The organism is Synechococcus sp. FACHB-909 (genome assembly GCF_014698945.1).
GTDB lineage: Bacteria > Cyanobacteriota > Cyanobacteriia > PCC-6307 > Cyanobiaceae > Cyanobium.
Map to the genome: position 1 here is coordinate 21,102 of NZ_JACJTY010000004.1, position 24,716 is coordinate 45,817.

Below are 24,716 nucleotides of genomic sequence, written 5' to 3' on the forward strand. Positions count from 1 at the left end.
TTTCCGGATCGGCTGCATGGATGTTCAGCCCACCGTCGGTCCTGCCGTGAACGCCAGATTTCTGCTCCACCTGCTGACCACCGCGCCGAAGCGGCGCCAAGGTCAGGCGGGTTTTTCCATGTTCGCCGGCATCCTGGTGCTGCTGGCCCTGGTGGTCGGCACCGTGGGGCTCTCCAGCCTGGTGGCCAGCAACCTTCTGGGCAGCCGCGAACAGGGCTCCAGCAGTGAGGCACGCAGCGCCGCCGAGGCCGGCATCGACGAGATCATCGCCACCTGGAACCAGCCCCAGAACCGCAAGCTGCTGGTGTCGGGCCAGGCGATGAACACCTGGGCCGGCTCGACCACCACCCTTCAGAGCCCCTGCGTCACCACCGACGGCACCGCCACCAGGCCAGGCGGCACCGGCCAGCCCACGGCCCAGGCCAAGAGCTTCGGCGACGGTGAGTTCCGCGATCTGGCCGATCCGAGCAAGACCAACAGCGGCGACCGCCAGTTCGCCCTGGTGCGCGTCACCTACTCGGCCGGTCCCTCCGGCAATACGAACCGCCGGGCGATTTCGGTGGCCTCCACCAAGACCGGCGGGGTGACCACGGTGGGACCAAGCTTCACCGGCAACTTCAGCGACCTGATCAACCTCGACGACCCCGACGGCACCGGCGCAGCCCTGCCGGGGTCCAACGGGGGCTTCATCACCGTCGAGGTCCAGGGGCGTGTGATGCGGGGGGGCACAGCCGTGGCCACCGCCACGGTGACCCGTGAATTCGAGGTGCTGCCCAAGTGCTGCGGGGCCTCCTTTGGCTCCAACGCGGCCACCAACCTGGGCTCCGACAAGCGGGCCTGCGGCGTCGAGTTCGGCCTGATCACCGGCATCAACGGCGGCACCCATTTCTCCTACTGGGCCAACGACCGGTTCACCACGGTGAACAAGGCCAACCAGGTGGTGAACATCACCAGCATGATCGGCATCGTCAACAAGGGCGACACCACCTTCGACCGCGCCAACTGGCGGGTAGCGCCGAACAGCAAATCGGTGAACAGCGCCGCGCTCGGTACTCCCGACGATGCCAGCTGGTGGGGCAACATCAACTGCCCCCAGTGCGGCACCGCCAGCGACAAGCTGGGCCGCAGCATCTCCGGCATTCCCATCATCCCCGGCACCATCGCCCTGCCGACGATCGGCAGTGAGACCACCGCCGGCAACTACTACTACACCTGGAGTCCCAACGGCTGGGCGGCCGCCACGATCGGAAGCAACTACAACTTCCCTGCCAGTGCTCTGACCAACACGTCAACCTCGACGGCAAGCGTCACGCTGAATGCCTTCAACCCCAACCCGCTCATGCAGCTGCAGAGCTCGGGGGCGGCATGGCGATTCACCTTCCGCACCAACACCCCCACCACTCCCACGGCTGTCAATCGCCCCAGGGTGGAGGTCTGCACCCTCGCCACGTGCACCAGCACGTCCTGGGAGAATGTGTCGGATGATCGCATCGCCGATAACTTCGATGCCGGCACCTATTCCGGCAACACCGGCAACACCAACATCACCCCCGCCACCGCCCAGTGGCTCAACCCCAGTTCAGGGGCGGTGCTGGGGCCGTGGGTGGAAGTTGATCCGGCCGATGGCGCGCAGAGCACCACGGTGGGGAAGGTGCGCATCGCAGCAGCCACCAGTTTCGGCGCCTCAAGCAACGCACTGCGCATTGGCAGCGTCGATGGCAAATCCACTACCGCCAACGCGGTCAGTGTCAGCCGTGGCATCAATCTCACCGGCTTCGAGAATTCCGGGCCTCGCCTGAAGTTCCAGGCCATCGCTTTCAACTTTGATTCGTCGACAGCTGACACCATCACCGTTCAGGCGTCCAGCAACGGCACCACCTGGGCTGACATCGGCACCATCACGACCAACAGTGCCAATACAGCCAGGACCTACATCACCAGTCCCATTCAGCCGGCCAACGTGGGTGCAAACACCCGCATCCGCTTCATCAACACCACGGCCCTCGCGGCCGATGAAACCGTCACCATCGACAACGTGCAGCTGGCCCCTCGGGGCGGGGTGAACAGCTTCTGCGAATACACCACCACCTCCCCCCAGACCGTCCTGCCTGGGTTCCACTGCGTCGGACCGCTCATCAACCTCAACAGCGGTGGCGGCGTGAGGATGGACACCACCGGTGGGCCGATCTCCTTCTATTACAGCCAGACCGGTGACATCCGCGGTTCCACGTTCGGAAATCCGCTGATCTCCACCAGCGACACGGCCACGATCCAGCATTTCCGCTGCGCCACCCTTTCCGATAACTGCACTACAGAGATCCCCGATTCCGATCCCTATTCGGATGTGGGGGTTCCCGATCGCCTCAACTTCTTCGGACGTGATAACGGCTCCCTGACCGGAACGCCCGGCCAGCAATTCATCACCATGGCCGCCACCGGAACGGCCACAGGCAAGATCTCCCGTGCCTGGTTCTACTTACCCTGGGGCAACCTGCGGCTGAGGTCCGATGGCTGTCAAACCGGTGTTGATCCGCCGGGCTTCGCCACCAACCCCAACAACTGGAGCATCAACGGCAGGATCTGGGTGAGCAGCTTCCGGCCCTGCGGCGCCTTCCACTTCCGGATTCCGCCGTCTTCCTCGGTGGGCCTGTCGGCGGCGTTCTCCACCGGTTTCAACCCCGACTACGTCCAGTGGACCGGCGTTGACTGGGTGGCGCGGGCCGTCTCCTCCTCCCGCAACTACCAGTGATGGCCGCCCCGGCGCGCCACGGAACCTCCAGGGTGTGGGCCCGCCAGCCCCGGGTCTGGAGGGCCGGGGGTTTCACGATCGTCGAACCCCTGGTGCTGGTGATCCTGCTCGCGATTGTCGTTTCCGGAACGGCGGTGGTGCTCACCAGCGTCAACCGGTCGTCGGCGGAAGCCCGCCGGGTGGTGACGATGGATCGGGAGATTGATTCCCAGCTCGCCGAGATCAAGCAGCTCAGCGGACGGCTCACCTGCTGTTCCTCCGTCTGCACCGTGACGCCGCCCACCACCTTCGGCCCCACCGCGAACTGCGCCACCAACAATCCGCTCGATTCCCGCTACTTCTATCCCCAGCGGGACGACCCGGCCACCACCGCCACCATCGTCGGCACCAGTCCGGCCACCTCCGATGAGCGGGCTGCCGTCGACCAGCTCTGCGCCAGCGGGGCCTTCCTGAACCCCCTGGTGACGGCGGTGAATGCCCTGGCCCAGCCCGCAGGGGTGACCCGGACCGCCGCCGCCCAGGCCAACAGAACCATCCGTGTCATCTACACCGACACGGTCAATGCCCGGGTGACCCGGGTGGCCAACATCACCCCGCCGATGGCCCGCTGGTGCCCATGAGAGCGCTCCTGCCGAAGGCACCCGTCGCTGGCCTTGCCCGTGGGTTCACGGTGGTGGAGCTGATGGTCACGGTGGCCATCATCGGTGTGGTCAGTTCGGTGCTGTTCACCGTCTCCCAGGACAGCTGGCGCCGCGAGCGCGCCAACGCCGCCACGGTGGAGCTCGCCGCCTGGCTGGATCAGATTTCCCGCTCCCCGGAGCAGAACGGCGTCAGCTGTCGCGTGACCGTGAACACCGGCACCCTGGCGCCCGGGGCGGTGCTGGCCTCCGTCAACCCCACCAACTGCGCCACCGAGGCTGACGTACGACTGCCGGGCATCAACATCAACCAGAACTTCCAGGTGGCCGCGTCGGTGGCGACGACGCTGACCACCACGGGCACCCTGCAGTGGTGGTTCACCCCCCGCGGGGCGATCAGCACCACCGCACCTGCCGTCAATGCCGGCAGCGCCGCCACCGACATCAGCGTGCGCATCAGCGTGGCCGGCCAGGTGCCGGTGCGCTGCGTGCGGCTCTCCGGCACCCTCGGCCTCCAGCGCATGGGTCGCAACAACGCCACCGGAAACCCCAACACCGACTGCACCGCCTGGAGCGTCCGTTGACATGAACCGAACCCGCCTACGCCCCGTACGCCCCTCGGGCTTCACCCTGGTGGAGCTGCTGATCGGCACGGTCCTGGGGGGAATCGCGGTGGCCGCCGCCGCCTCGGTGATCGTCTCGCACCTGAATTCCACCAACGCCACGATCTGGTCGGTGCAGCTGCAGCGGGATCTGAGCAAGTTCAACTACCTGCTCAATTCCGAGGCCGTCGAGGCCTGTCGGATGCAGGCCGGCACGCCTCCCGCCAACGACACCGCCTGCGTGCCGGGCACCTTCGCCACCCCGCTCAGCTGTGCCACGGTCACCGGGCCGGCCACCAACTTCAGCCTGCTGGTGCCCCTGGATGTGGCCAACGCCGACCCGGTGGAGCGGGTGATCACCTACCGCTTCGATGCCGGCACCGGCCGGGTGCTCAGGGATGGTCCGCGCATCCTCACCAGCGGCCGCCTCGACCCCACCGTCGCCAGCAACCAGAACAACGCTGTGGTGCTCGATGGCGTCACCGCCTTCACCCCCACCGTGTCGGCCGACTGCCGCTCGGCGACGATCGCCGTCACCCTGGCGGTGCCCACCTACGCCATCACCCGGAACCAGACGATCAGCGTGGCCGCCGGCGCCGCGCACTACATCCGCTGACCCACGCCTCCATGCACTGGGATCGCGGCTACTACTCGCAATCCACCTACACCTGCGGCACCTACCGGGAACTGGCCCCCAACTGGCTGGATTTCGCCTCCCTCGTCAAGGGCCACACGCCGCCGCGGCCGCGGGACGGCAGCCCGTTCTCCTACCTCGAGCTCGGCAGCGGCATGGGTTTCGGCCTCGCCCTGCTGGCGGCCAACTACCCCGAAGGATCGTTCGTCGGCGTCGATTTCCACCCCGAGCACATCAGCCATTCCGAGTGGCTCGTGGCCCAGCTGGGCCTCACCAACATCCGCTTTCTCGAGGCCGATTTCGTGGCCCTGCAGCGGGATCCCTCGCCGCTCGGCTGGCTGCCCGGGCACACCGGCCCGTACCACTACGTCACCGCCCACGGCATCGCCACCTGGATCGGCGAATCGGTGCAGGAGGCCCTGCTGGAGCTGGCGTCCCTGGCCCTGAGGCCCGGGGGGCTGTTCTACTGCTCCTACAACACCCATCCGGGCTGGCTGGCCCGCTCGGCCTTCCAGAAGCTCTACGCCCTCGAATCGGGCCGCAGCGACCCCAGCCAACCGCTGGCGACGATCCACCGAACCGTCGCCAGCCTGCGGCGGCTGATCGGAACGGCGGACGCGCCCACGCCCCTGGGCAGCGCCTTCCCCTCCCTGGATGGGGAGCTGGCCTGGATCAGCCAGGACAATCCCGACTACCTCTGCGGTGAGTACGGCTGCGAAGGCTGGCAGCCCCTCTATGTGGCCGACATGCACCGGCGCTGCAGCCGCCACAAGCTGCGCCATCTCGGCAGCGCCACCCTGCCGGAACTGTTCGACGAGCTGCTGGCCCCCTCCCTGAAGGAGGCGGTGCTCGAGGAGGAGAACCCCCTGATCCGCCAGACCCTGATCGATCTGGCGACCAACAAGGCCTTCCGCCGCGACCTGTTCGTCAAGGGGGCCCTCCCCCTCACCCGGCTTCAGGCCGAGGAGCGGCTGGCGGCGCTGGCGGTGCAGAGGCTGGAGGGTCCGCCGGCGGCTGCCGCCGAGGACAAGGACGACGACCCCTATCTGTTCACCACCACCTTCGGGCAGGTGGTCGGCGATCCGAAGGTCTACGGACCGATCGAAGCCGCGGTCCACGACGGGCCGCGCACCCTGGCCGAGCTGGTGGCCCTCAGCGACAAGACGCCTGAGGGGGTGTTGCTGATCGCGGCCATGCTGCTCCACGTCAGCCGGATCGGCCTCGATCGCGGCGACGCCGGGGAGGCGGCGGCCCCCGAGGCCCAGCGCGTCAACGCCGCCCTGTTCCAGCTGATCGAACAGGGCCGCTCCTACGGCTCCCTCCTGCTGCCCCGCCTGGGGGCGGTGACCTCCATCTCCCCGGTGGAGGTGCTGATCCACCGGGCCCTCTCGGACGGCCTGGAGGGGCCGATGCTGGGAACCTGCGTGCTGCTGGGGCTGCAGCAGATGGGCGTGCAGCTCCTCGAGGCCGACAAGACGGTCGTCGAGGACCCCCAGGCCCAGATGCGCTCGATCGAACGCATCACCGCCGACTTCATCGCCCTGCGGCTGCCCCAGCTGCGGCGGCTGGGGGCCCTGCCGGCGTGAGGGCCTCGGCCCCGAAGTAGGGCACCAGCGCCGCCGGCAGACTGACGCTGCCGTCCGGCTGCTGGCCCGCCTCCAGCAGGGCGGCCATGGTGCGGCCCACGGCCAGGCCGCTGCCGTTGAGGGTGTGGAGCAGGCGGGTGGTCTTGCCGTCGCGGAAGCGGATCGAGGCCCGCCGGGCCTGGAAATCGCCGCAGGTGCTGCAGCTGGAGATCTCCCGGTAGGTGCCGGCGCCCGCCAGCCACACCTCCAGGTCGTAGGTGCGGGCGGCGGAGAAGCCCAGATCGCCCGTGCACAGCTCCAGGCGCCGGTAGGGAAGCTCAAGGGCCTCCAGAATCGCTTCGGCATCCAAGGTGAGCTGCTCATGGGCCGCCTCGGAGTCCTCCGGGGCCACGAACCAGTAGAGCTCCACCTTGTTGAACTGGTGCAGGCGGATCAGGCCGCGGGTGTCGCGGCCGTAGGAGCCGGCCTCGCGGCGGAAACAGGGGGTGTAGGCGGCGTACTTCAGCGGCAGCTGCTCGGCGCCGAGCACCTCGCCGCGATGCAGGGACGTGACCGGCACCTCGGCGGTGGGGGTGAGCCAGAGGTCGTCGTCGGCGCAGCGGAAGCTCTCCTCGGCGAACTTGGGCAGCTGGCCGGAGCCGGTGAGGCTGGCGGTGTTCACCAGCACCGGCGGCAGCACCTCGGTGTAGCCGCGCTGGCCGTGGCGATCGAGCATGAAGCTGATCAACGCCCGCTCCAGCCTTGCCCCCTGGCCCAGCAGGGTGACGAAACGGCTCTGGGCGATGCGCACCGAGCGCTCGGTGTCGACAATGCCGAGCCGTTCGGCGATCTGCCAGTGCTCCTGCAGCTCCTCGCCCCCGGCGGCAACGCGCGGCGTGCCCCAGCGCTTCACCTCCACGTTGTCGGCCTCGCTGCGGCCGCTGGGGCAGAGGGGCGAGGGCAGGTTGGGCAGCACCATCAGCTGCTCCAGCAGCTGGGCCTCGATCCCCTTCTCCTGCTCCTCCAGCTCCCCCACCTGGCGCTTGATGCGGTTGCCCTGCTCCCGCAGCTCCTTCACCTCCTCGCCGCCCGGGGCGGCGCCGGCCCGGATCCGCTCTCCCACCTCCTTGCCGATGCGGTTGCCCTCCGCCTGCAGCTCACTGCGCCGCTGCTCCAGGTCGCGGGCCTCCAGGGCCAGCTGGCGCAGGCCTGAGAGGTCGGTGGCCATGCCGCGCCGCGCCAGGGGGCCGGTGATCAGCGTCGGGTCGTTGCGCAGCAGGCGCTGATCCAGCACGGGAGGGCCAATCGTCTTGGGGGCAGCCTACGGACCGGCGTCCCAGGTGGACACCGGCCCTACAGTTGGCGGACCTTCTGACCACCTGACCATGCGATCTGTTGGTCTGGCTGAAGCGAAAGCGCAGCTCTCCGCCCTTCTGGATGCGGTCGAGATGGGCGACGAGGTGGTGATCACCCGCCGCGGCCAGCCTGTGGCCCGGCTGGTGCGGGAAAGTCCTGCCCCAGAGGAGGAAGGTCCGCTGTCTTGGCCGGAGCGGCTGCGGCGGTTCCACGACCACCAGCCCCCCTTTGCGGGGAACGCGGTGGCCCTCGTCGATGAGCTGCGGCGGGATCGGGGATGACGCCCCGACGCCGGGACCCGATGGTGGGGACCTATGTCGACACCTGCGTGTTGCTGTCGCTTTTCCTGAACGACACCGGTTTCCCTGCGGCGGAGCAGTGGTTTCTCAGCCAGGGCAATACGCCCCTCTGGATCAGCCACTGGGTGCTGGTGGAGTTCGCCGCCGTCGTGGCCCTCTGCGTACGCCGGGGTGACCTCACCGAAGACCGTGCCGGGGCCGTTCATGCCGAATTCGAGTGTTTCCGCCGCGAGCGCCTGCGATTGCTGGAACCGCGGGGAACCGATTTCCTGCAGGCCAGGCAGTGGTTGCAGGAGCTGGGGAGCCTGCCGCTGCGCGGCGGGGATGCCCTCCACCTGGCCATCGCCAGCCGGGAGGTGTTGGTCCTCGCCACAGCCGACCAGGCGCTGATCAGGGTCGCCGCCGCCCTGGGCCTGAGCCACCACGCGATCAGCCCTGACCCTTAGCTCTACGGACCGGAGGTTCCTTCGATCACCTGGCGATCGCAGCGGCTGTAGGCCTCGGCGGCGGTGGGCAGCAGATCCATGCCGTTGCGGATCTCCGGGGGCAGCAGCCGTTCCAGCTCCGCCACCGCCGCGTCGTAGGCCTGCTGGGCGTCGCGGTACTCCTCGCTGCCGGGGGCGTGGCGCTTCTGGGCCACCATCCAGGGCTTGGCGGCGTTGGTGAGCCGGGCCGAAGCGGCCTGCACATCCTCCTGGTGCACCCGGCAGTAGCGGTAGCGATCGATGGGCGCCGGGGCCGGCGGCGCCACCACCGCCGGCGGCTGTACGGAAGGAGCCGGTGGTTTGTCGTGGTCCCGGAGCGCGGCGGCCAGGCAGTCGGCGTTGCGCCGCAGCGCCTCCTCGGGGGTGGCGGCGCTCTCGGCCTCACCGCGGCAGGCGGCCCGCTGGCTCTCGCTCACCTCCACCGTGGGCCGCCGGCACGCCGGCAGCAGCAGCGGCAGCAGCAGGAACGGCAGCAGGAACGGCAGCAGGAGCGCCGGCCGCGGGGCCGGGGGGCGGGCACGCATGGGGGCGGCGGTCAGGGGAAGCTGGAGGTGCGCGAGCGACTGGAGCTCGACAGTCCAGTGAACGATGCCCCCAGCCCGTCGCTGAGGGCCAGGGTGTAGGCCGGTTCGCGGCTGTTGTTGAGGGTGGGCGCGAAGGCGTCGACGTTGGTGAGCAGCACCGAGGACACGTTGGCCGTGCCACCGGTGAGGTTGAGGGTGCCGTTGTCGTTGATGGGCGGGCCCGTCCGGGTCATGGTCCGGGTGCCGCCGTTGTAGGCGTAGGTGATCGTCTGTCCCCCCGCCAGGGTGAGGGTGAGGGACGTGCCGGGGACGGCCGTGGCCGAGGCCGATTCGGTGATCTCGCTGTCGAGCAGGTGGTTGATGCGGCCCCAGTGGTCCTGCAGCCGCCGCAGCGATTCCTGCTGGGAGGACACCCGGATCTGGGTCACCATCACGTTGCTGCCGGTGGCGAAGATCACGCCCATGATCACGGAGGTGATCAGCAGTTCGACCATGGTGAAGCCCCGGTGCCGGGGGCGCCGCCGCTGGTGCCGGCGTTTGCGCTGAAGGTGGGAGGTGGGGTGGTTCATGGCGTCAGAGGGTGCCTCCGTAGCTGCTGTCCGGGCAGGTGCCGCCGCTGGAGTTGCTGGCGCCCACACTGATCAGGCCGAGGCCTTCGGAGATGCGCACACAGCGCATCGGCCCGCTGCTGCCCGCCAGGGAGATCTGGATCACCACCGGGGCGTTGAGCTGGGCGTCGGCGGCCGCGGCATTGACCGTGCCGCGGGGGGTGAACTTGAAGCTGGTGGTGCCGCCCGGGGCGATCGTGTAGGTGGAGGAGCCGAGGGTTTCGCTGATCTGCATCGGCTGGCCGGTGAGGCAGTTGTTGGCGATGGTCGGGTTGGCGATGGCCGTGCCGGCGATCAGCTCCGAGGCGCTGGCGAGGATGGCGCCGCCTGTGAGGTTGCCGCCGCTGATGGTCACCTGGCAGGCATTGCCCTTCAGCGATGTGCGCCGCACCCCCTCCAGCCAGCCCGCCAGTTCGGTGGCCACCGCATTGACCCGCTCGCGCCGCCATTCATTGCCGGAGGCGGCGAGGCCGACGGCGGCGAGGATGCCCACGATCACCACCACCACGGTGGTTTCGATCATGGTGAAGCCGGCGTTGGAGGGGTGTTTTTTCATCAGGGGCACCAGGCGACGGTGGTGGGCACGAGCGTGACCCGGCGCAGCAGTTCGCCGCTGCTGCTGTTCGTGTAGGAGATCGTGTAGCGGTGAAGGTTGCGCACCACGTTGGTGCCGAATTCACTCACGGTCTGCTGCCCCTGGTTGGCGGCGTCGATGCTGTAGGTGATGCCGGCCGCCGTGAGGGTCGAGGGGGTGGCGCCGATGTCGGCCACCAACTGGGTGATCAGGCTGGTGGAGTTGCACAGGGCCTCGAAGAGCTGGCCGGCGCTGCTGTTGCCGTTGGCGGCCGTGGAGGTGGGCGGCGGGAAGAAATCGTTCTTGGAGAGCTCCACGCTGCCCAGGCTGGTGCAGGTGCCGGTGCTGCAGGTGTAGCGATCGTTGAGCCGCCGCACCCGGGCCAGATCGGTGTCCACCAGGGCCTGCTGGCGGTAGCGCGTCTCCGCCGCCGCCGAGGAGCGGTTGGACTCCACGAACAGCACCGAGGTGCCGGTGAGGGCCAGCACCAGCAGCACCGACGACACCATCAGTTCCACCAGGGAGAAGCCACCGGCGCCGCGGCTGCGGCGGGGCGGGGGAAGGGGGGGTGGATGGAAGGCAGTGGGATGGAAGGCTTTCACGGTGGCTCAGGAGTAGGTGAGACGTCTGACGGCCCTGGTGACGTAATCGATCGCAAAGGACTCATAGAGGGAATCGTCGCCGCCGCAGAACTTCATCAGCCCGCAGACGCTCTCCAGATCGGTCGGGGAGATCGTGACGGTGATGTTGCCGTTGGCCCGGAAGTCGTTCGTCCAGATGACCCCCTTGAAGTCCGGGGTGCCGCCCATCTCGATGCTGCCGAGGGGGAAGTACAGGAACATGCTCTGGGAGGCGCCGTTGCCGTTGCCCAGGTCGAGGAACTGGGCCCCGCAGGGGGCGGGCGCCCCGGGGCGGCAGCCGAACAGGGCCAGGTCGGCGGCGCGGGGGGCGCCCTGGGTGCTGGTGGAGCAGGTGATGGCGCCGGCATCGGAATCGCACTGGAAGATGCCGGAGGAGCCGTTCCCCCGGGTGACGCTCTTCTGCCCACTGGTGGAGGCGTTGGGGAAGTGCAGCCGCACCGGGATCGTGCTGGCGGCGGTGCTGCCGCTGGTGTCGAAGAACAGTTCGACGTTGTTGCCGGTGCTGAGGCGGTTGAGGCTGCAGGAGATGGTCTGGAACGTGCCGGGGGGTGAGGCGCCGCCGTTCTCGTCCTCGCGGGTGCAGAGCGTGTTCCAGGGGGCGGGCCAGCTGGCGAAGTTGCGGCTGGCCAGGGTCAGGTCGCTGGTCACGGTCACGTTGCAACTGGCCGGGGGCGAGGCGCTGCGGCAGGTGGCGTTGGCGGTGGGCAGCGGTGGCGGCAGGTTGACGTCGACCACGTTGACGCTGGTGTGGGCCAGGCCGTCGACGCAGCCCCCGGCAAAGGACGCAATGCAGGTGACCGGATCAACGTTGAGGTTGTAGGCGCCGCCGGAGATCACCAGATCGCCGGTGTTGTCGTCGGCGGCACCGGCCACGAAGCCGAAGCCCGGCGCCAGGCTGCAGCGGCGGATGTCGTTGCCGAAGCTGTTGCCCAGGCCGCGCAGGCTGCGGTCGAGGCACTTGGGCACCACCTCCAGGGTCTGCTGCAGGGTGCTGGCGGCCACGACGGAGCCGCCGCGGAGGGCGAAACCGCGCACGGTGAGGGTGAGCTGGCCGGCGGAGGGGGGCACGGCGGCGACCCCGGTCATGGGGTTGGCCAGGGTGCCCTGGCGCACGCTGGCGGCGGTGGCGGCGGAGCAGTCCACATCCACCAGCCGCCAGCGCTGCTGGGAGCCGTCGCCGACGTTGATCGTCTGGGCGGTGGGGAGGGCCCCGGCGGTGGGGAAGGTGGCGCCCACGTTGGCGAAGGCCCGGCCATCCGGCACCTTGACGGCGTTGTTGACGGCGATGGCGGCGGGCGTGGATGTCTCGAGCAGGCAGGCGTTGACCAGCAGCTGGCGGTTGCGGTGGCGGTTCAGCTCACTCACCACCGCCGTCATGCCGATGTCGGCCGCGGCCCGGGCATCCCGGGCCTGGCTCTGGTACGCCGAGGCCAGCTCCGCCATGGAGGATCGCTTCGCCACGGCCAGCCCCCCCAGGAGCACGGCCATGATGATCAGGAAGCAGGCGACCATGAAGCCCCTGGCATCGCGGGGCCTGCGGGTGCCCGCCAGCGTCAGCAGCAGCAGCCGACCCGTCATCGCTCCAGGCCTCCTCCGACGTGGACAGGAACCCCATTCGCCGCAGCACTTCTGCTGCCCCTTCAACGTACCCCCGGATCACCCGGAGGGATTGAGAACCGTGACGTAATCGGCTGGGGGGATCGGAAGAGAACGCTGACAATCGGCCATGAAAAAAGCCCCCCGGACGGGGGGCGGTTCCAGGTTCATTCCGGCAGGGTTCAGAGCACCTGCACCACCTCGTTCACTTCGGGGATCGCCTCGCGCAGCTTGCGCTCGATGCCCATCTTCAGGGTCATGGTGCTGCTGGGGCAGGAACCGCAGGCGCCCTGCAGCCGCACCTTCACCACCGGACCGTCGATCTCGACGATCTCGACGTTGCCGCCATCGGCCATCAGGTAGGGGCGCAGCTCGTCGAGCACCCGCTCCACGTTCTCGATGGTGAGGGCGCGGGGGTCGCTCTCCACGGCGGACGCCATGGTCCCGGCGTCGGCGGTCTCGGGGCTGGCAGTTTCGGTGGTCATGGCTCGGTTACGCACTGAAACGAGCTTAGGCGCCGTCTCCGTGGGGCCGACGAACCCTGCACCAGGTGGCAGGGCCCGGTTCCTGAGGCATCCTGCTCGCACAGCACCGCATTGCCGGGATGGACCCCACCCCCACCTATCCCACAGAGAAGACCTATCCGGCCTTCCTGCACCGGGAGCTGTCCGTGTCCTGGCTCGTGCTGGCCACGCTGATGGGGGGACGCCACCGGCTTGACCCCCGCCTGATCGGCAGAGGCTTCCAGTACCTGGATTTCGGTTGCGGCCACGGGCTGAACCTGCTGTTCAACGCGGCCGCCCACCCCGAGGCCAGTTTCTACGGCGTGGACCTGAACCCGACCCACATCGCCGCTGCCACCACCAAGGCTCAGGAGCTGGGCCTCAGCAACGTGCATTTCGCCCTGGCGGATCTGACGGCCTTTGCCGGCGGCCTGCCCAGCAGCGGCCCCTGCCGGGGCTGGCCTGAGTCCTACGACTTCGTCGTCGCCCACGGGGTGGCGAGCTGGGTGGGGGGGGAGGTGAGAAAGGCTCTGATCGCCGCGGCAAGCGAACTGCTGCGGCCCGGTGGGATCTTCTATTGCTCCTACAACACCTATCCGGGTTGGCTGCGTCGCAGCACCCTGCAGATGCTCAGTGTGGAGGAATCGCTTCGAACAGGAGGAAGCACCACACCAGCCGGGATCAGGAAGTCGGCGGAGCTTCTGAACAGGTTGACCGGTGCTGCCGCAGACCCCTGGCCGCTCGGCCAGGAACTCCCAGGATTGCGGGAGGACATGAGGGCGCTGCAGGGGGCATCAGAGGCCTACCTGGTTGGTGAGTTTCAGGCTGCCCATCAACCCCTGTATGTGGGACCCATGCATCGGTTGTGCTCCACCCACAGCCTCTCCTACGTGGGTTCGGCCAATCTGCCTGAGCTGTTCCCAGAACTGCTTGATCCCGGCAGGCGCTCGCTGGTGATGGAAGCATCGGACCCCTTGATGCGAGAGGTGCTCCTGGATCTGGCGATTGTCCAGTCATTCCGCCGTGATCTTTTTGTTAAGGGACCATGCCTGCCGTCCCCTGCCTGGCGACGCGAGCGACTCGCTGAAGTAGGACTGGTTTCATTGACTCAGAGCGGGGAAGACCCCCATGACTTTGACATCGCTTTAGGCCGCTTTTCCCTGGATCCTGCGTTCACTCAGCAGTTGAAGAGTCTCCTCGGCGAATTCCGTAGGCCACTGGGTGATCTCATGGAGCAGCTGTCGCTTGACTTCGATGAGCTGCTAAGGCGGCTGTCCTTGCTGCTTCACGGTGGTGTCATCGGCTTCAGCTTTTCAGGCGCAGGCAGGGAGGCCCTTGGTACGGCCACCACCGGGTTCAATCAGCGCTGCCTCGACCAGATCACGGCGGGCGAGGAGATCGGTGCCCTGCTCTCGCCTGTCCTGCACCAGCCGGTCACCATCAGCACGCTGGAGTCGTTCTTCCTGCAGGTGGCCGATTCGGGCCTGCCGTCCGAGGGGGTGGCCCAGATGGTGTGGATGGGCATCACCATGGCGGGCGGCAGCGTGAAGGATCCCGAGGGGCAGCCGATCGAGGACCCTGACGTGGCCCTGGGCCAGCTCCAGGAGTTCTGGGACTCCTTCGCCTCAGGGCGCCTGCCGGTGCTGCGGCGCCTCGGCCTCGGCGCCTGATCGCCGCCGAGGCCCCCCGGGGGCTCTGCCTAGGATCGGACCCTTGTTCCCTTCGCGGCTGAGCCTCCGGGCGCCCATGACCGACGTTCCCGCCCAGCGGATCCGTAACTTCTGCATCATCGCCCACATCGACCACGGGAAATCGACCCTGGCCGACCGCCTGCTGCAGGACACCGGCACCGTGGCCGCCCGGGACATGCAGGCCCAGTTCCTCGACAACATGGAGCTGGAGCGGGAGCGGGGCATCACGATCAAGCTCCAGGCCGCCCGCATGGAGTACAAGGCCGCCGACGGCCAGACCTACATCCTCAACCTGATCGACACCCCGGGCCACGTCGATTTCTCCTACGAGGTGAGCCGCAGCCTGCTGGCCTGCGAGGGCGCCCTGCTGGTGGTGGATGCCAGCCAGGGGGTGGAGGCCCAGACGCTGGCCAACGTGTACCTGGCGCTGGAGAACGATCTGGAGATCATCCCGGTGCTCAACAAGATCGACCTGCCCGGGGCCGATCCCGACAGGATCAAGGCGGAGATCGAAGCGATCATCGGCCTCGACACCTCCACGGCCATCAACTGCTCCGCCAAGACGGGCCTGGGGGTGCCGGAGATCCTCCAGGCGGTGGTGGACCGAGTGCCGGCGCCGCCGGACCAGGCGGATGAACCGCTGAGGGCCCTGATCTTCGACTCCTACTACGACCCCTACCGGGGCGTGATCGTCTACTTCCGGGTGATCAGCGGTGTGATCGCCCGCAAGGACAAGGTGCTGCTGATGGCCAGCGGCAAGGTGGTGGAACTCGACGAGGTGGGGGTGATGGCGCCGGACCAGCGCCAGGTGGACAGCCTCCATGCCGGTGAGGTGGGCTACCTGGCCGCCTCGATCAAGGCGGTGGCCGATGCCCGCGTCGGCGACACCATCACCCTGGCGGCCAACCCGGCGAGTGAACCGCTGCCCGGCTACGCCGAGGCCACGCCGATGGTGTTCTGCGGCCTGTTCCCCACCGACGCCGACCAGTACCCCGACCTGCGGGAAGCCCTCGACAAGCTGCAGCTCTCCGATGCGGCGCTGCAGTACGAGCCGGAGACCAGCAGCGCCATGGGCTTCGGCTTCCGCTGCGGCTTCCTCGGCCTGCTGCACATGGAGATCGTGCAGGAGCGGCTGGAGCGTGAATACGACCTCGACCTGATCGTCACCGCGCCCTCGGTGATCTACCAGGTGAACATGATCGACGGCAGCACCATGATGGTGGACAATCCCGCCACCCTCCCCGATCCCCAGAAGCGGGAATCGATCGAGGAGCCCTATGTGAAGCTGGAGATCTACACCCCCAATGTGTACAACGGCGCCCTGATGGAGCTGTGCCAGGAGCGGCGCGGTGAGTTCATCGACATGAAATACATCACCACCGACCGGGTGACGCTGCACTACGAGATGCCGCTGGCGGAAGTGGTGACCGACTTCTTCGATCAGATGAAGAGCCGCACCAAGGGCTACGCCTCGATGGAGTACAGCCTGATCGGCTATCGCAAAAATGAGCTGGTGCGCCTTGACGTGCTGATCAACGGCGAGAAGGCCGATCCCCTCACCACCATCGTGCACCGTGACAAGGCCTACAACGTGGGCAAGAGCCTGGTGGAGAAGCTCAAGGAACTGATCCCCCGGCAGCAGTTCAAGATTCCTATCCAGGCCTCGATCGGCAGCCGCATCATCGCCAGCGAGAGCATCAGCGCCATCCGCAAGGACGTGCTGGCCAAGTGCTACGGCGGCGACATCTCCCGTAAGAAGAAGCTGCTCAAGAAGCAGGCCAAGGGCAAGAAGCGCATGAAGGCCATGGGCCGGGTGGAGGTGCCCCAGGAGGCCTTCATGGCGGTGCTGAAGCTGAATCAGTGAGCTGGCTCTGAAGCGGCGGGCCGGGCCTGAATCGGAAGGCTCCGCGCCCTTTCGTGCAGCGGTTGGTCTCACCCTTTTGCAGCGCCAATCGGATTCTGTACAGGATGTACAGATCTGGACATCATGCTGGCCGCGCCTCAATGTCCCCCAGCCGATCGCGCGATTCCGCCCGGCCCACCACCCGTACCTAGTCCGTCGAGCGGCGCCGGTGGTGATGGACGGGCCCGGTGGCGTCGGTGCGGAAGAACAGGCTCGGGGTGAGGCCCACCCGCCGCATCTGGCGCCGGCCGCGGAGCTGCATTACCACCAGCCCGGCGCCGGTGACCCCCTGCAGCAGCAGGGTGGTGATCAGGCGCACGGGGTTGAGCAGGTGCTGCTGCAGCGGTGTGACGGGGGCGAGCTGCCGCTGGCTGAACAGGGTGGCGGCGTCATGGATGGTGACCGCCGGCAGCAACAGCAGCAGGATCAGCCCCAGGGGCAGCAGGGTGCGGTGCAGCGCTCCGGTCCAGGGTTGTTCGCGGGGGTGGCGCCGATGGCCGCCGCCGATGAGATAGAGGCCGAAGCCCACCGGCAGCAGCGGCAGGGCGGGGGAGAGGCCGATCAGGCCGTTGAGCCGGCCGGCGGGAGCCTCGACGCTGGCGAAGCTGCCCGCCAGCAGCAGGGTGCTCAGCTCCAGCACCAGCAGCAGCAGCCCCACCAGCCGCAGCTGGCCCAGGGAATAGTCCAGCTGGTGGCGATTGACGATGCTGTCGACCTCATCGCGGGTGTCCCTGTGCCGGCGATCGTTCATGGGGCGCTGGTGCGTCATTCCCATGGCAACACTGACAGGCGAAGCCCGGATCAGGGATTTTCAAGCCAGATCTGAAACTCTGCCGGCGTCAGGATCAACAAGGGGAGCAAGGGGTTCCTCAGGGCGAGGAGATCGGCATCGCCGCTGACGAGGACCGGCACGTCAGCCGCCAGGGCCAGGTCGAGAAACACCTGACCTTTCGGGTCGCGAACCTGGATCTGACAAGTCTTGAGGGAGCCGGCATGGGTTTCACACCACGGCAGCACATCCGCCAGCAGCCGATCAACGTCGGCCCGCGTGAGCCGAAATTTGGGGTAGGCGAGCACACGGATCAGTTCGCGGGCTGAGGATTCGCTCAGCACAGGCGTGATGGCGGCTGTCTGCCAGGTCCGGCGCAGCCAGGCCAGGCGGCCGTTCTCAAACAACAGCGCCGAGACCAGCACATTCGTGTTGTGAACAACGCGGATCGTCACGCCTGGCGGGACCATGCCACCGCGGCGGCCACATCCTCTTCTGTGATTCCCAGCTCCTCCAGGCGGGATCGAACCTGGGAGGCCGCATTCGGGTGGACAGGGGTGAGCACGATGCGACCGTTCTCGGTCGCCACGTCGTAGTAGTCAGCGATCCCCACGGCCTCCACCACGGCCTTGGGCAAGGTGAGCTGGTTCTTGCTGGTGCGCTTGGCCAGGACCATGAACGCCGCCGGCTTTGTCCGGAATAAAGGATTCCTTACTTTGGGCCGGCGGCAGCCCGTGACCCCTCGGGGGAACCCTGAAAAGGCGTTCGCTGTCATCGCCATGCGCTCGTTGCACCGCCACCGATCCGGGGAGCGGGGATTCGCCTTGCCCCTGGCCATGGGGGCGTCCCTGGTGCTGCTGCTGGGGAGCCTCTCGGCCCACACCGCCAGCCTGCAGCTGCGTCTGCAGGGGATCCGGGAGCAGCAGCAGCGCCGGGCGGAGGACCGGCTGGCCTCGGCGGGCCAGCAACTGCTGGCGGAGCTGCACCGCAGCCATCCCTGTCTGCTGGCGCTGCCGCTGCCGCAATGGGATGTCCAGGGTCTGGCCTGCGCTCCGGCCCAGGCGATCGCGGCCCTGCGGCAGGGCCAGGTGCTGGGGGGCTCCTACCGCCTGGTCGCCTGGCGCCCGGAACTGCAGCCGGCCGAACTGCTGCTGGAGCTGGCCGCCGGCGGGGGCCAGCCGGCGCGGCAGGGGGCCTTCACGGTGCAGCTGGCGCCGGCCCAGCCACCGGCCCAGCCCCAGCCGCAGATCACCGACGTGCGGCTGGTGGGCCTGCGGGGGGTGGCGCCATGAGCCTGATCGAACTGCTGACCGGATCGGCAAGGCAGAATTGGAGCTGATACCTCCAGAAAGGCGGCGGATTTGGCGGTGGTAGGGCGATTTCTGCAGGAACCTGCCGGAAGCTTTTTCCTGTTCGGTCCCCGTGGCACCGGCAAGTCGACCTGGTTGCGCCAGGCCCACGGCAGCGCCTACCGGCTCGACCTGCTCGATCCCGAAGCTCAGCGCCTCCACCAGGCCAGGCCGGAACGCTTGCGCGAGAGGGTGGCCGCCGAACCCGGCATCGCCATGGTGGTGATCGATGAGGTGCAGAAGGTTCCGGCGTTGCTGGATGTGGTCCATGCTCTGATGGAGGAGCATCCCGGTCTTCGTTTCGTGTTGACCGGATCCAGTGCGCGAAAGCTGCGCCGCGGCAGCTGGAATCTGCTGGCCGGGCGCCTCGTGTCGGCGTCAATGCACCCCTTTCTGGCGGCGGAGCTGGGGGGTGATTTCAGTCTGGAACGGGCTCTGCGCTTCGGGCTGGTGCCCCTGGTCTGGGAAGCGAAGGATCCGGAGCAGACCCTGCGGGCCTACGCCTCGCTGTACCTCCGGGAAGAGGTGCAGGCCGAGGCGCTGGTGCGCGATCTTGGCGGCTTTGCCCGGTTCCTCGAAGCGATCAGCTTCTCCCATGGCTCCACCCTCAACCTGTCCGCCGTCGCGCGGGAGTGCCAGGTGGGCCGCAAATCCGTCGAGAACTATCTGGCGATCCTGGAGGACCTGCTGCTGGCCTTCCGGTTGCCGGTCTTCAGCCGGCGGGCAAAGCGCCAGGTGGTGGCCCATGAGAAGTTTTTCTACTTCGATGCCGGTGTGTTCCGATCCCTGCGGCCGGCCGGCCCGCTGGATTCCCCTGCCGAGATCGAGGGCATGGCCCTGGAGGGTCTGGTCGCCCAGCATCTGCGGGCCTGGATTGCCTACCGCTGCAGCGGCGATCAACTCTTCTACTGGCGCACCAAGGCGGGTCGGGAGGTGGATTTCGTGCTGTACGGACCCGACAGCTTCACGGCCCTGGAGATGAAGCGCAGCCGCCAGATTCACTCCAGGGATCTGCAGGGTCTGAAGGCTTTCCAGGCTGACTACCCGGAAGCCACGGTGGCCCTGCTCCACCTGGGCGCGGAGCCGCTGCGGATCGATGGGATCCTCTGCCTCCCCTGCGGGGATTTCCTGAAGGGGGTGGATCCGCGGCAGCCGCTGCCGATCCATTGACGAGCACCGACATGCCAGCAGGGTCCTCCTGTCGATGGCTTCCGCCGCTGTCCTCGGCTGGGAACTCTGGAGAAGTCGTTGCTGCCATCGCCATGCCCAGACGTGTTTGTTGGCTTTGTTTTGATCACCCCCCACGGTCGTGGAGGGTGGCGCCATGAGCCTGATCGAACTGCTGACCGGATCGGTGCTGTTCACCGCCGCTGCGGGATCCTCCCTGCAGCTCTGGGCCCTGGCGGGCGCCGCGGCCGTGGCCGAGCAGCGCCAGCAGGAGCGGCTCGAGCAGGCGGAAGCCGCCCTGTCGCGGGCTGAAACCTCCCTGCGCGCCCTGGCCCCTTCGGCTGGCGACTGCACCACGGCGGCGGCCCAGCTCCTGCAGGCCCTGGCGGCCCAGCCCCTCGCCCCGGGGCTGGCGCGCCAGCTGGAGGTGTCCCCCAGCGGCGACGGGGTGGTGCTGCGGATGGCGGTCGCCGGCGAAGCCGAACCGCGCCAGCGGCTGTACGCGCCGGCAGCCCTCGGGCGTTGCGGCATCCCGCAGGGAGGGGGCGGTGGCACACCCTGAGCCGGGGGGCTTCACCCTGCCGGAGACCCTGCTGACGCTGGTGCTGGTCGGACTGCTGGCCCAGCTGGGGTTCAGCTCCGCCAGCCGGGAGCTGGCCCTGGCTCGGCTGGAGGGGGCCAGCCGCCGGGTGATGGTGGGGCTGGAGCGGGGCCGGGATGCCGCCCTGCGCAGCGGCCAGCCCTGTGCCCTGAGCCTGGAGGCCACGGGCTGGCGGGAGCCCCAGGCGGGCAGCCTGCCGGCCTGCGAGGGGGCAGCCCTGGAGCTGGGGGAGGGGATCGGTGGGCTGGATGTGACGGTCAGCCACAACCTGCCGGCGGCGGTGCGCTTCACCAGCAACGGGCTGATCATCGACGGCGGCACCGTGCTGCTGAGCACCGAGGGCACCGATCTGGTGCGCTGCGTGGTGGTGGCCCTGCCCCTCGGGGTCACCCGCCTGGGACGTCAGGGGCCGGGCGGCTGCCTGCCGGATCCCCACAGCTGAGCCGCCCTGTTCTCTTCACCGGAGTTGCGCCATGGCCTTGCTGTGTTCCCACGGCCGTTCCGTCAGGGGGCCGGCGGGTTTCTCGCTGGCGGAGCTGCTGGTGGCGATGAGCCTCGGGTTGCTGCTGTGGGGGGTGGTGCTGCAGGCCCTGGTGGCGGATGGCCGCCAGGTGGAGCGGATGGTGCGCCAGGTGCGGGAACGGGGCCAGCAGCGGCGGGTGCTGGCCCTGCTGCGGGGGGATCTGCAGCGGGCCACCCGGGTGGACCTGGCCCTGGGGACCGGTGCCGCCTGCGCCCTGGGGGGCCGCGATCCGGTGCTGCAGTTGCAGACACCGGCCGGCCCGATCACCTACACGGTGGGCAGCCCACCGAGCGCCATCTGGCGCCGGCGGGTGCTGATGCGTTGTGGTCCGGCCTTCGGGCTGGATGGGGAACCGAGCACCGGAGCGGCCCAGAACCGGGTGCTGCTGGATGGGCTCACCCAGCCGGGGCTGGAAGCCACCGTGGAACCCGACGGCCTGCTTCACCTGCGGCTGCGGCAGGAGTTCGAGCCCGCGGGCGGCGGAAGCCAGCGGGTGGAGACGGAGACGCGGGTGCTGGCGGGAAGCTGAGAGGCAGGATCCAAATCCATCAGGTTGGCCAGAGATCAGACCTGCCAGATCTCTGCGAGCTCCACGCCCAGCCCAGGCCAGCAGACGCAGCAGCAAGCGGCGGTTACGGAGCCCGTTCCCCGCCTGCATCCCGTCGTCATCCGGTTGACGACGGTGGCCGTGCCGCCGGCGTGGTGGGGCTGGAGGCCGCCGCGGAGCCGGACGGGCTGACGCACCGGCGGATCGAGACGCCGCTACATTCGCCCAGGCAGTGGTCTTGGCATGGACGTTGACTTGTTTCGAAAATCAATCATCACGGCCGGTCTTGATGCAGGTACGGATAAGACGTCTGCCCATCATTACGACATTCCCTACTCCAAAGCCCTCCATCGCTTCCGAAAAAAGGAGGCGTTTTCCATGCTCGAAATCGGCTATGGATCCGGGGCTGGCATTGAGTTCTGGAGAAAACTTTTCCCTGATGTGTTTATCTACTGCTTTGATCGCGATGTCGAAGGGGAAGAAGATGGCGTCAAGGTTATTAGGGCTGATCAGTCTGATCTTCAGAGCCTGCAGTCGGCAGTCGAGAACATAGGGCACCCGATTGATTTTATTGTTGATGATGGCTCCCACCACCCATCCCACCAGATTCTGACGTTCTCCAGTCTGTTCTCGTCCTTGCTTGAAAGTGGCGGCTTGTATGTCATTGAGGATATCGAGACTTCCTATTGGCGGAACGGTATGCTCTATGGCTACACCATGAATTATGGCCTCAATGATCCTTGGTCGACCATGGAGGCATTCAAAGTTGCCTTAGATTATCTCAATCGGCATTTTCTGTGCGAAGAGGATAAATCGCTCCTGCAGTACAGAATGATGAGCGTTGGCCTGGATCCGCAAGCCATCGACATGGCTGAAAGTATTCTCTTTTCGCGGAACTGTATCCTGCTGGAAAAACAAGATGATCTCGTGGAGGATCAACAGCCCTACGCGCATTCTCCAGAGTCATCCAGGTTTCTCCAGAATTGACTTTCCGTCCCGTAATCGGGCAAGCGTGATTGGCCGCTGTGCCGACCGGCTTCGCTCGGAACGCTCCATGATGGTCAGACCATGTTGGCAGTGTCCAAAGCATTCAACGCAGGCTGGGCCAAGGAATGCCGCCTGGACTGAGCAGCCTGAAGGCAGAATGCTTCGAAGTTTCGGACATAGTCCAGCCGGTTAAAGATGCGCTGATTGCTGAGCCGAATGCTCTCCCGGATTCGGTCTCTCCGGGCGGGGTCGTTGATCAGCTGGCTGGCCAACATGACGTATCCTTCCGGCGATGTTGCAATTGGCGGGTCCTCGATGCCCATCTCCCTGTATCCGCAGGCGACAACCCTTGAGCGAAGATTGTGGCCTTCCAGGGTAAGGATCGGTGTGCCAGCAAAGGAGGCTTCAAAGAAGGTGATTCCACACCCGTAGTAGATAGGGTCCAGCAGCAGGTCGATGCAGTGGCAAAGCGCGTGATAGTCCTCCCGACGCATGGAGGCCAGCGTGACGCATCGTGCGCGTACTGATGGAGCGGTTCTGCTGAGTCTGGCCAAGAAGGCTGCCGTCCGGGCTTCAATGGTGTCTTCGACAAAGACGAAGACAACCTCAGGATTCTGTTGAGCGATCTGTTCGAGGACATCGTCGAAGTCGGGATGGAGCTTGTGAAGACTCTGCAGGCAGCCAACGAGAGTGTGCTCGGGGGGAAGGAAAAAATACTCACGGGGAACCGGGATCAGCTCCACGTCTGGGAGGGAAAAGCAGCAGGGCAGCCCCCCCGGCAGCCTGACGAGGGACTCCGTGTAGGACGCTTCGGATCCGGTGGGTTCCAGATCATCAGCTGAAACGTAGTAATCGATTTCCCGGATACCAGACGTGTGGGGGACTCCCCACCCGGTCAGCTGTATGGGAGCAGTTTTGAACAGCGGCAGAAGGTGTGAATAGGGATTCATGCCGATATCCGTGAAGAAGAGAATGTCAAGATCCAGGTTTCGCAGAGTGCCGGCTGACGCGACAAGATCGTCTGGTAAATGAATGACCCGTTCAGCAGCAGCGTCCAGACTGTCACGGCTCTGATCCTTCCTGGCGTGGGCCGTGTGAATAAGAATCACCTCGAATCTTCGGCGGTCGAGATTTCGAATGAGCCCCTCGAAGGCCAGTGCATTGCTATGTCCGGTGAAGAACTGAGAGAGAAAGCCGATCCGTAGGCGGTCTCGAGCCAGGCCGTTCGTTGCGCCCCTTTCGCTGTCGTTCTCCTCCTCCAGGAACTGGCTAAACAGGGGCCTCGCGAGCTTCCGCATCACGTCGACATAGCGCTCCAGCACAGCACGATCCTGCTGGTTGTGGTAGGTGAGTGTAAAGGTATGGGGCACCGCCTCATCGAGAAAGTCAAGCTCCAGAGTCCGGTCCTCCTCGGCGCAGACCAGACCTCTAACGAAGCGAACGCGAGCCTTCTCGATTTCATCCCGACTCTCGGGAATTCCTGGCAGACACAGGTGCTGATTGAGGAATAAATTGGCGGATTGCGGTGACAGTGAGAACGCCTTCCCAAACCAATCGGAGGCTTCTTCCCAGCGTCCCATCAGCCATAGAATCTGAGCCTTGCGGGAGCGGTTCCTGACAGACTCCGCCTGGATGGCAAGGGCCTTGTCGATGTAGTCAAGGGCGGCATCATGACGGTAAAGCATCATCATCACGACGCTCAGATGGGCGTAGACCTTCTCTGCGGCGGGGTTGATTCGAAGGGCCTGGCCGAAGGGTCTGATGGCGTCCTCGAAGGCCCCCTGCTGGTAGAGGAGTTCCCCCTCCGTCATCTGCGCCAGAAAGCTGTCGGGGAGCTGGGCTTGCCAGCGCTTGACGACCTGCAGCGCCGGCTCCCTCTGCTGGGTGTGAAGAAGGGATCGGACCCAGTGCTCCCAGGCTGCCTCATCGGTTGGGTCGTCGCGAAGAATCTGCTGGCAGACAATCTGAGACTCCTCATGCTGCTGTTGAGCCTGGAGCGCCTTGACGCGATTGAGAAGGGCGGGGATGTAATTCGGATCCTGTTGAAGGGCTCGATCGATGTAGCGTGTCGCCGCCCGCACATGGTTCATCATCAGCAGGCAGCTGCCGATGTTGGAGGATGCACGTACAGAGAATCTCTCATCGGAAAGGATTCTGCTCAGGGCTGTAATCGCCTCTCCGTAGGATCCCGCCAGAAAGTGCCGCCTGGCGCAATCGTAGAAGGTCTGCGGATCCGCTGACGGCGTCGGGCCGCTGGCATGGAGATCATCGAGGGAGTCCTTGGAAGGCCTCATCGGTCTCGGGCAACGAAGGTCGGCGAAGGCGAGCGATCCGGTTGGACGGGGGTCACCATGGGCTTGTGCAGCGCAACGGGTCCACAGTTTCTTTCTCTCTCGGGCAGACGA

At 66.9% G+C, this 24,716-nt stretch carries 26 protein-coding genes; 15 read left to right on the forward strand and 11 right to left on the reverse strand.

The window, feature by feature from the left end; genetic code table 11:
• The first annotated feature begins 16 nt into the window (after nucleotides 1-16).
• The 5 genes from H6G99_RS07805 to H6G99_RS07825 are packed head-to-tail and all read left to right on the forward strand — an operon-like array spanning nucleotide 17 to nucleotide 6,209.
• Nucleotides 17-2,749, forward strand: a complete 2,733-nt coding sequence (locus H6G99_RS07805) for a type IV pilus modification PilV family protein (RefSeq protein ID WP_190610889.1) — start codon at nucleotides 17-19, stop codon at nucleotides 2,747-2,749.
• Nucleotides 2,749-3,369, forward strand: coding sequence for a hypothetical protein (locus H6G99_RS07810; RefSeq protein ID WP_190610891.1), 621 nt, complete (start codon nucleotides 2,749-2,751; stop codon nucleotides 3,367-3,369). The genes H6G99_RS07805 and H6G99_RS07810 overlap by 1 nt, the downstream gene beginning before the upstream one ends.
• Nucleotides 3,366-3,971 carry a type IV pilin protein gene (locus H6G99_RS07815; protein ID WP_190610892.1) on the forward strand — a complete coding sequence of 202 codons (606 nt, stop codon included), beginning with the start codon at nucleotides 3,366-3,368 and terminating at the stop codon, nucleotides 3,969-3,971. The genes H6G99_RS07810 and H6G99_RS07815 overlap by 4 nt, the downstream gene beginning before the upstream one ends.
• 1 nt (nucleotide 3,972) lies before the next feature.
• Complete coding sequence (locus H6G99_RS07820; RefSeq protein ID WP_190610893.1) at nucleotides 3,973-4,605, forward strand: prepilin-type N-terminal cleavage/methylation domain-containing protein; 633 nt, start codon at nucleotides 3,973-3,975, stop codon at nucleotides 4,603-4,605.
• An 11-nt stretch (nucleotides 4,606-4,616) separates the two neighbouring features.
• On the forward strand, nucleotides 4,617-6,209 hold the full coding sequence (locus H6G99_RS07825; protein WP_190610895.1) for a class I SAM-dependent methyltransferase: 1,593 nt from the start codon (nucleotides 4,617-4,619) through the stop codon (nucleotides 6,207-6,209).
• On the opposite strand, the gene serS is transcribed toward H6G99_RS07825, so the two are convergent.
• The gene (gene serS, locus H6G99_RS07830; RefSeq protein WP_190610896.1) at nucleotides 6,157-7,482 is read right to left on the reverse strand and encodes a serine--tRNA ligase; all 1,326 of its coding nucleotides are present in this window, start codon (nucleotides 7,480-7,482) and stop codon (nucleotides 6,157-6,159) included. The genes H6G99_RS07825 and serS overlap by 53 nt on opposite strands.
• Nucleotides 7,483-7,573: 91 nt before the next feature.
• Here serS and H6G99_RS07835 point away from each other — a divergent pair, with 91 nt between their 5' ends.
• Nucleotides 7,574-7,825 (forward strand): type II toxin-antitoxin system Phd/YefM family antitoxin, encoded by a 252-nt coding sequence (locus H6G99_RS07835; RefSeq protein WP_094586143.1) that lies wholly within the window; start codon nucleotides 7,574-7,576, stop codon nucleotides 7,823-7,825.
• A complete protein-coding gene (locus tag H6G99_RS07840; protein ID WP_190610897.1) occupies nucleotides 7,822-8,289 on the forward strand; it encodes a type II toxin-antitoxin system VapC family toxin in 468 nt (155 codons plus the stop codon). Before H6G99_RS07835 ends, H6G99_RS07840 begins: the two co-directional genes overlap by 4 nt.
• 2 nt (nucleotides 8,290-8,291) lie before the next feature.
• On the opposite strand, the gene H6G99_RS07845 is transcribed toward H6G99_RS07840, so the two are convergent.
• The 6 genes from H6G99_RS07845 to H6G99_RS07870 form a co-directional block, all read right to left on the reverse strand.
• A complete protein-coding gene (locus tag H6G99_RS07845) occupies nucleotides 8,292-8,852 on the reverse strand; it encodes a hypothetical protein (protein ID WP_190610899.1) in 561 nt (186 codons plus the stop codon).
• Between the two features lie 11 nt (nucleotides 8,853-8,863).
• Nucleotides 8,864-9,421, reverse strand: a complete 558-nt coding sequence (locus tag H6G99_RS07850; RefSeq protein ID WP_190610900.1) for a PulJ/GspJ family protein — start codon at nucleotides 9,419-9,421, stop codon at nucleotides 8,864-8,866.
• A 4-nt stretch (nucleotides 9,422-9,425) separates the two neighbouring features.
• A complete protein-coding gene (locus H6G99_RS07855) occupies nucleotides 9,426-10,016 on the reverse strand; it encodes a pilus assembly FimT family protein (RefSeq protein ID WP_190610902.1) in 591 nt (196 codons plus the stop codon).
• A complete protein-coding gene (locus tag H6G99_RS07860) occupies nucleotides 10,016-10,636 on the reverse strand; it encodes a type IV pilus modification PilV family protein (RefSeq protein ID WP_190610904.1) in 621 nt (206 codons plus the stop codon). The genes H6G99_RS07855 and H6G99_RS07860 overlap by 1 nt, the downstream gene beginning before the upstream one ends.
• A gap of 6 nt (nucleotides 10,637-10,642) precedes the next feature.
• A complete protein-coding gene (locus H6G99_RS07865; protein WP_190610905.1) occupies nucleotides 10,643-12,253 on the reverse strand; it encodes a hypothetical protein in 1,611 nt (536 codons plus the stop codon).
• Between the two features lie 200 nt (nucleotides 12,254-12,453).
• Complete coding sequence (locus H6G99_RS07870) at nucleotides 12,454-12,711, reverse strand: NifU family protein (RefSeq protein WP_199297077.1); 258 nt, start codon at nucleotides 12,709-12,711, stop codon at nucleotides 12,454-12,456.
• Nucleotides 12,712-12,968: 257 nt separating this feature from the next.
• Between H6G99_RS07870 and H6G99_RS07875 the strand changes: the two genes are divergently transcribed.
• Together H6G99_RS07875 and lepA are read left to right on the forward strand one after the other, a co-directional pair.
• Nucleotides 12,969-14,444 (forward strand): class I SAM-dependent methyltransferase, encoded by a 1,476-nt coding sequence (locus H6G99_RS07875; RefSeq protein WP_286191076.1) that lies wholly within the window; start codon nucleotides 12,969-12,971, stop codon nucleotides 14,442-14,444.
• A gap of 76 nt (nucleotides 14,445-14,520) precedes the next feature.
• Nucleotides 14,521-16,329, forward strand: coding sequence for a translation elongation factor 4 (lepA, locus tag H6G99_RS07880; RefSeq protein WP_094586135.1), 1,809 nt, complete (start codon nucleotides 14,521-14,523; stop codon nucleotides 16,327-16,329).
• A 187-nt stretch (nucleotides 16,330-16,516) separates the two neighbouring features.
• On the opposite strand, the gene H6G99_RS07885 is transcribed toward lepA, so the two are convergent.
• The 3 genes from H6G99_RS07885 to H6G99_RS07895 are packed head-to-tail and all read right to left on the reverse strand — an operon-like array spanning nucleotide 16,517 to nucleotide 17,813.
• Nucleotides 16,517-17,119 (reverse strand): hypothetical protein, encoded by a 603-nt coding sequence (locus H6G99_RS07885; RefSeq protein ID WP_190610909.1) that lies wholly within the window; start codon nucleotides 17,117-17,119, stop codon nucleotides 16,517-16,519.
• 50 nt (nucleotides 17,120-17,169) lie between these two features.
• Entirely contained in the window at nucleotides 17,170-17,592 is a 423-nt protein-coding gene (locus H6G99_RS07890; RefSeq protein WP_199297068.1) for a putative toxin-antitoxin system toxin component, PIN family, read from the reverse strand.
• The gene (locus H6G99_RS07895) at nucleotides 17,589-17,813 is read right to left on the reverse strand and encodes an AbrB/MazE/SpoVT family DNA-binding domain-containing protein (RefSeq protein WP_094586133.1); all 225 of its coding nucleotides are present in this window, start codon (nucleotides 17,811-17,813) and stop codon (nucleotides 17,589-17,591) included. Before H6G99_RS07895 ends, H6G99_RS07890 begins: the two co-directional genes overlap by 4 nt.
• Before the next feature lie 103 nt (nucleotides 17,814-17,916).
• On the opposite strand from H6G99_RS07895, the gene H6G99_RS07900 reads away from it, so the two are divergent.
• From H6G99_RS07900 to H6G99_RS07925, 6 genes are all read left to right on the forward strand, one after another.
• Nucleotides 17,917-18,429 (forward strand): hypothetical protein, encoded by a 513-nt coding sequence (locus tag H6G99_RS07900; RefSeq protein ID WP_190610912.1) that lies wholly within the window; start codon nucleotides 17,917-17,919, stop codon nucleotides 18,427-18,429.
• Nucleotides 18,430-18,504: 75 nt separating this feature from the next.
• Complete coding sequence (locus H6G99_RS07905) at nucleotides 18,505-19,656, forward strand: ATP-binding protein (RefSeq protein ID WP_353617197.1); 1,152 nt, start codon at nucleotides 18,505-18,507, stop codon at nucleotides 19,654-19,656.
• A 154-nt stretch (nucleotides 19,657-19,810) separates the two neighbouring features.
• Entirely contained in the window at nucleotides 19,811-20,215 is a 405-nt protein-coding gene (locus H6G99_RS07910; RefSeq protein WP_190610914.1) for a hypothetical protein, read from the forward strand.
• Nucleotides 20,202-20,696, forward strand: coding sequence for a GspH/FimT family protein (locus H6G99_RS07915; protein ID WP_190610916.1), 495 nt, complete (start codon nucleotides 20,202-20,204; stop codon nucleotides 20,694-20,696). The genes H6G99_RS07910 and H6G99_RS07915 overlap by 14 nt, the downstream gene beginning before the upstream one ends.
• 31 nt (nucleotides 20,697-20,727) lie before the next feature.
• The gene (locus H6G99_RS07920; RefSeq protein ID WP_190610918.1) at nucleotides 20,728-21,306 is read left to right on the forward strand and encodes a PulJ/GspJ family protein; all 579 of its coding nucleotides are present in this window, start codon (nucleotides 20,728-20,730) and stop codon (nucleotides 21,304-21,306) included.
• A 261-nt stretch (nucleotides 21,307-21,567) separates the two neighbouring features.
• The gene (locus H6G99_RS07925; protein WP_190610919.1) at nucleotides 21,568-22,311 is read left to right on the forward strand and encodes a hypothetical protein; all 744 of its coding nucleotides are present in this window, start codon (nucleotides 21,568-21,570) and stop codon (nucleotides 22,309-22,311) included.
• A 74-nt stretch (nucleotides 22,312-22,385) separates the two neighbouring features.
• On the opposite strand, the gene H6G99_RS07930 is transcribed toward H6G99_RS07925, so the two are convergent.
• Complete coding sequence (locus H6G99_RS07930) at nucleotides 22,386-24,605, reverse strand: O-linked N-acetylglucosamine transferase, SPINDLY family protein (RefSeq protein ID WP_190610921.1); 2,220 nt, start codon at nucleotides 24,603-24,605, stop codon at nucleotides 22,386-22,388.
• Between the last annotated feature and the right edge of the window lie 111 nt (nucleotides 24,606-24,716).

What these genes read in the sequence shown, in the direction of transcription:
- H6G99_RS07895 (WP_094586133.1), bottom strand. Translation starts at nt 17,813, where the DNA reads ATGGTCCTGGCCAAGCGCACCAGCAAGAACCAGCTCACCTTGCCCAAG.
- H6G99_RS07875 (WP_286191076.1), top strand. Translation starts at nt 12,969, where the DNA reads ATGGGGGGACGCCACCGGCTTGACCCCCGCCTGATCGGCAGAGGCTTC.
- H6G99_RS07820 (WP_190610893.1), top strand. Translation starts at nt 3,973, where the DNA reads ATGAACCGAACCCGCCTACGCCCCGTACGCCCCTCGGGCTTCACCCTG.
- H6G99_RS07920 (WP_190610918.1), top strand. Translation starts at nt 20,728, where the DNA reads ATGGCCTTGCTGTGTTCCCACGGCCGTTCCGTCAGGGGGCCGGCGGGT.
- H6G99_RS07835 (WP_094586143.1), top strand. Translation starts at nt 7,574, where the DNA reads ATGCGATCTGTTGGTCTGGCTGAAGCGAAAGCGCAGCTCTCCGCCCTT.
- lepA (WP_094586135.1), top strand. Translation starts at nt 14,521, where the DNA reads ATGACCGACGTTCCCGCCCAGCGGATCCGTAACTTCTGCATCATCGCC.
- H6G99_RS07845 (WP_190610899.1), bottom strand. Translation starts at nt 8,852, where the DNA reads ATGCGTGCCCGCCCCCCGGCCCCGCGGCCGGCGCTCCTGCTGCCGTTC.
- H6G99_RS07810 (WP_190610891.1), top strand. Translation starts at nt 2,749, where the DNA reads ATGGCCGCCCCGGCGCGCCACGGAACCTCCAGGGTGTGGGCCCGCCAG.
- H6G99_RS07815 (WP_190610892.1), top strand. Translation starts at nt 3,366, where the DNA reads ATGAGAGCGCTCCTGCCGAAGGCACCCGTCGCTGGCCTTGCCCGTGGG.
- H6G99_RS07855 (WP_190610902.1), bottom strand. Translation starts at nt 10,016, where the DNA reads ATGAAAAAACACCCCTCCAACGCCGGCTTCACCATGATCGAAACCACC.
- H6G99_RS07825 (WP_190610895.1), top strand. Translation starts at nt 4,617, where the DNA reads ATGCACTGGGATCGCGGCTACTACTCGCAATCCACCTACACCTGCGGC.
- H6G99_RS07805 (WP_190610889.1), top strand. Translation starts at nt 17, where the DNA reads ATGGATGTTCAGCCCACCGTCGGTCCTGCCGTGAACGCCAGATTTCTG.
- H6G99_RS07850 (WP_190610900.1), bottom strand. Translation starts at nt 9,421, where the DNA reads ATGAACCACCCCACCTCCCACCTTCAGCGCAAACGCCGGCACCAGCGG.
- H6G99_RS07925 (WP_190610919.1), top strand. Translation starts at nt 21,568, where the DNA reads ATGGACGTTGACTTGTTTCGAAAATCAATCATCACGGCCGGTCTTGAT.
- H6G99_RS07885 (WP_190610909.1), bottom strand. Translation starts at nt 17,119, where the DNA reads ATGAACGATCGCCGGCACAGGGACACCCGCGATGAGGTCGACAGCATC.
- H6G99_RS07865 (WP_190610905.1), bottom strand. Translation starts at nt 12,253, where the DNA reads ATGACGGGTCGGCTGCTGCTGCTGACGCTGGCGGGCACCCGCAGGCCC.
- H6G99_RS07840 (WP_190610897.1), top strand. Translation starts at nt 7,822, where the DNA reads ATGACGCCCCGACGCCGGGACCCGATGGTGGGGACCTATGTCGACACC.
- H6G99_RS07910 (WP_190610914.1), top strand. Translation starts at nt 19,811, where the DNA reads ATGAGCCTGATCGAACTGCTGACCGGATCGGTGCTGTTCACCGCCGCT.
- H6G99_RS07930 (WP_190610921.1), bottom strand. Translation starts at nt 24,605, where the DNA reads ATGAGGCCTTCCAAGGACTCCCTCGATGATCTCCATGCCAGCGGCCCG.
- H6G99_RS07870 (WP_199297077.1), bottom strand. Translation starts at nt 12,711, where the DNA reads ATGGCGTCCGCCGTGGAGAGCGACCCCCGCGCCCTCACCATCGAGAAC.
- H6G99_RS07900 (WP_190610912.1), top strand. Translation starts at nt 17,917, where the DNA reads ATGCGCTCGTTGCACCGCCACCGATCCGGGGAGCGGGGATTCGCCTTG.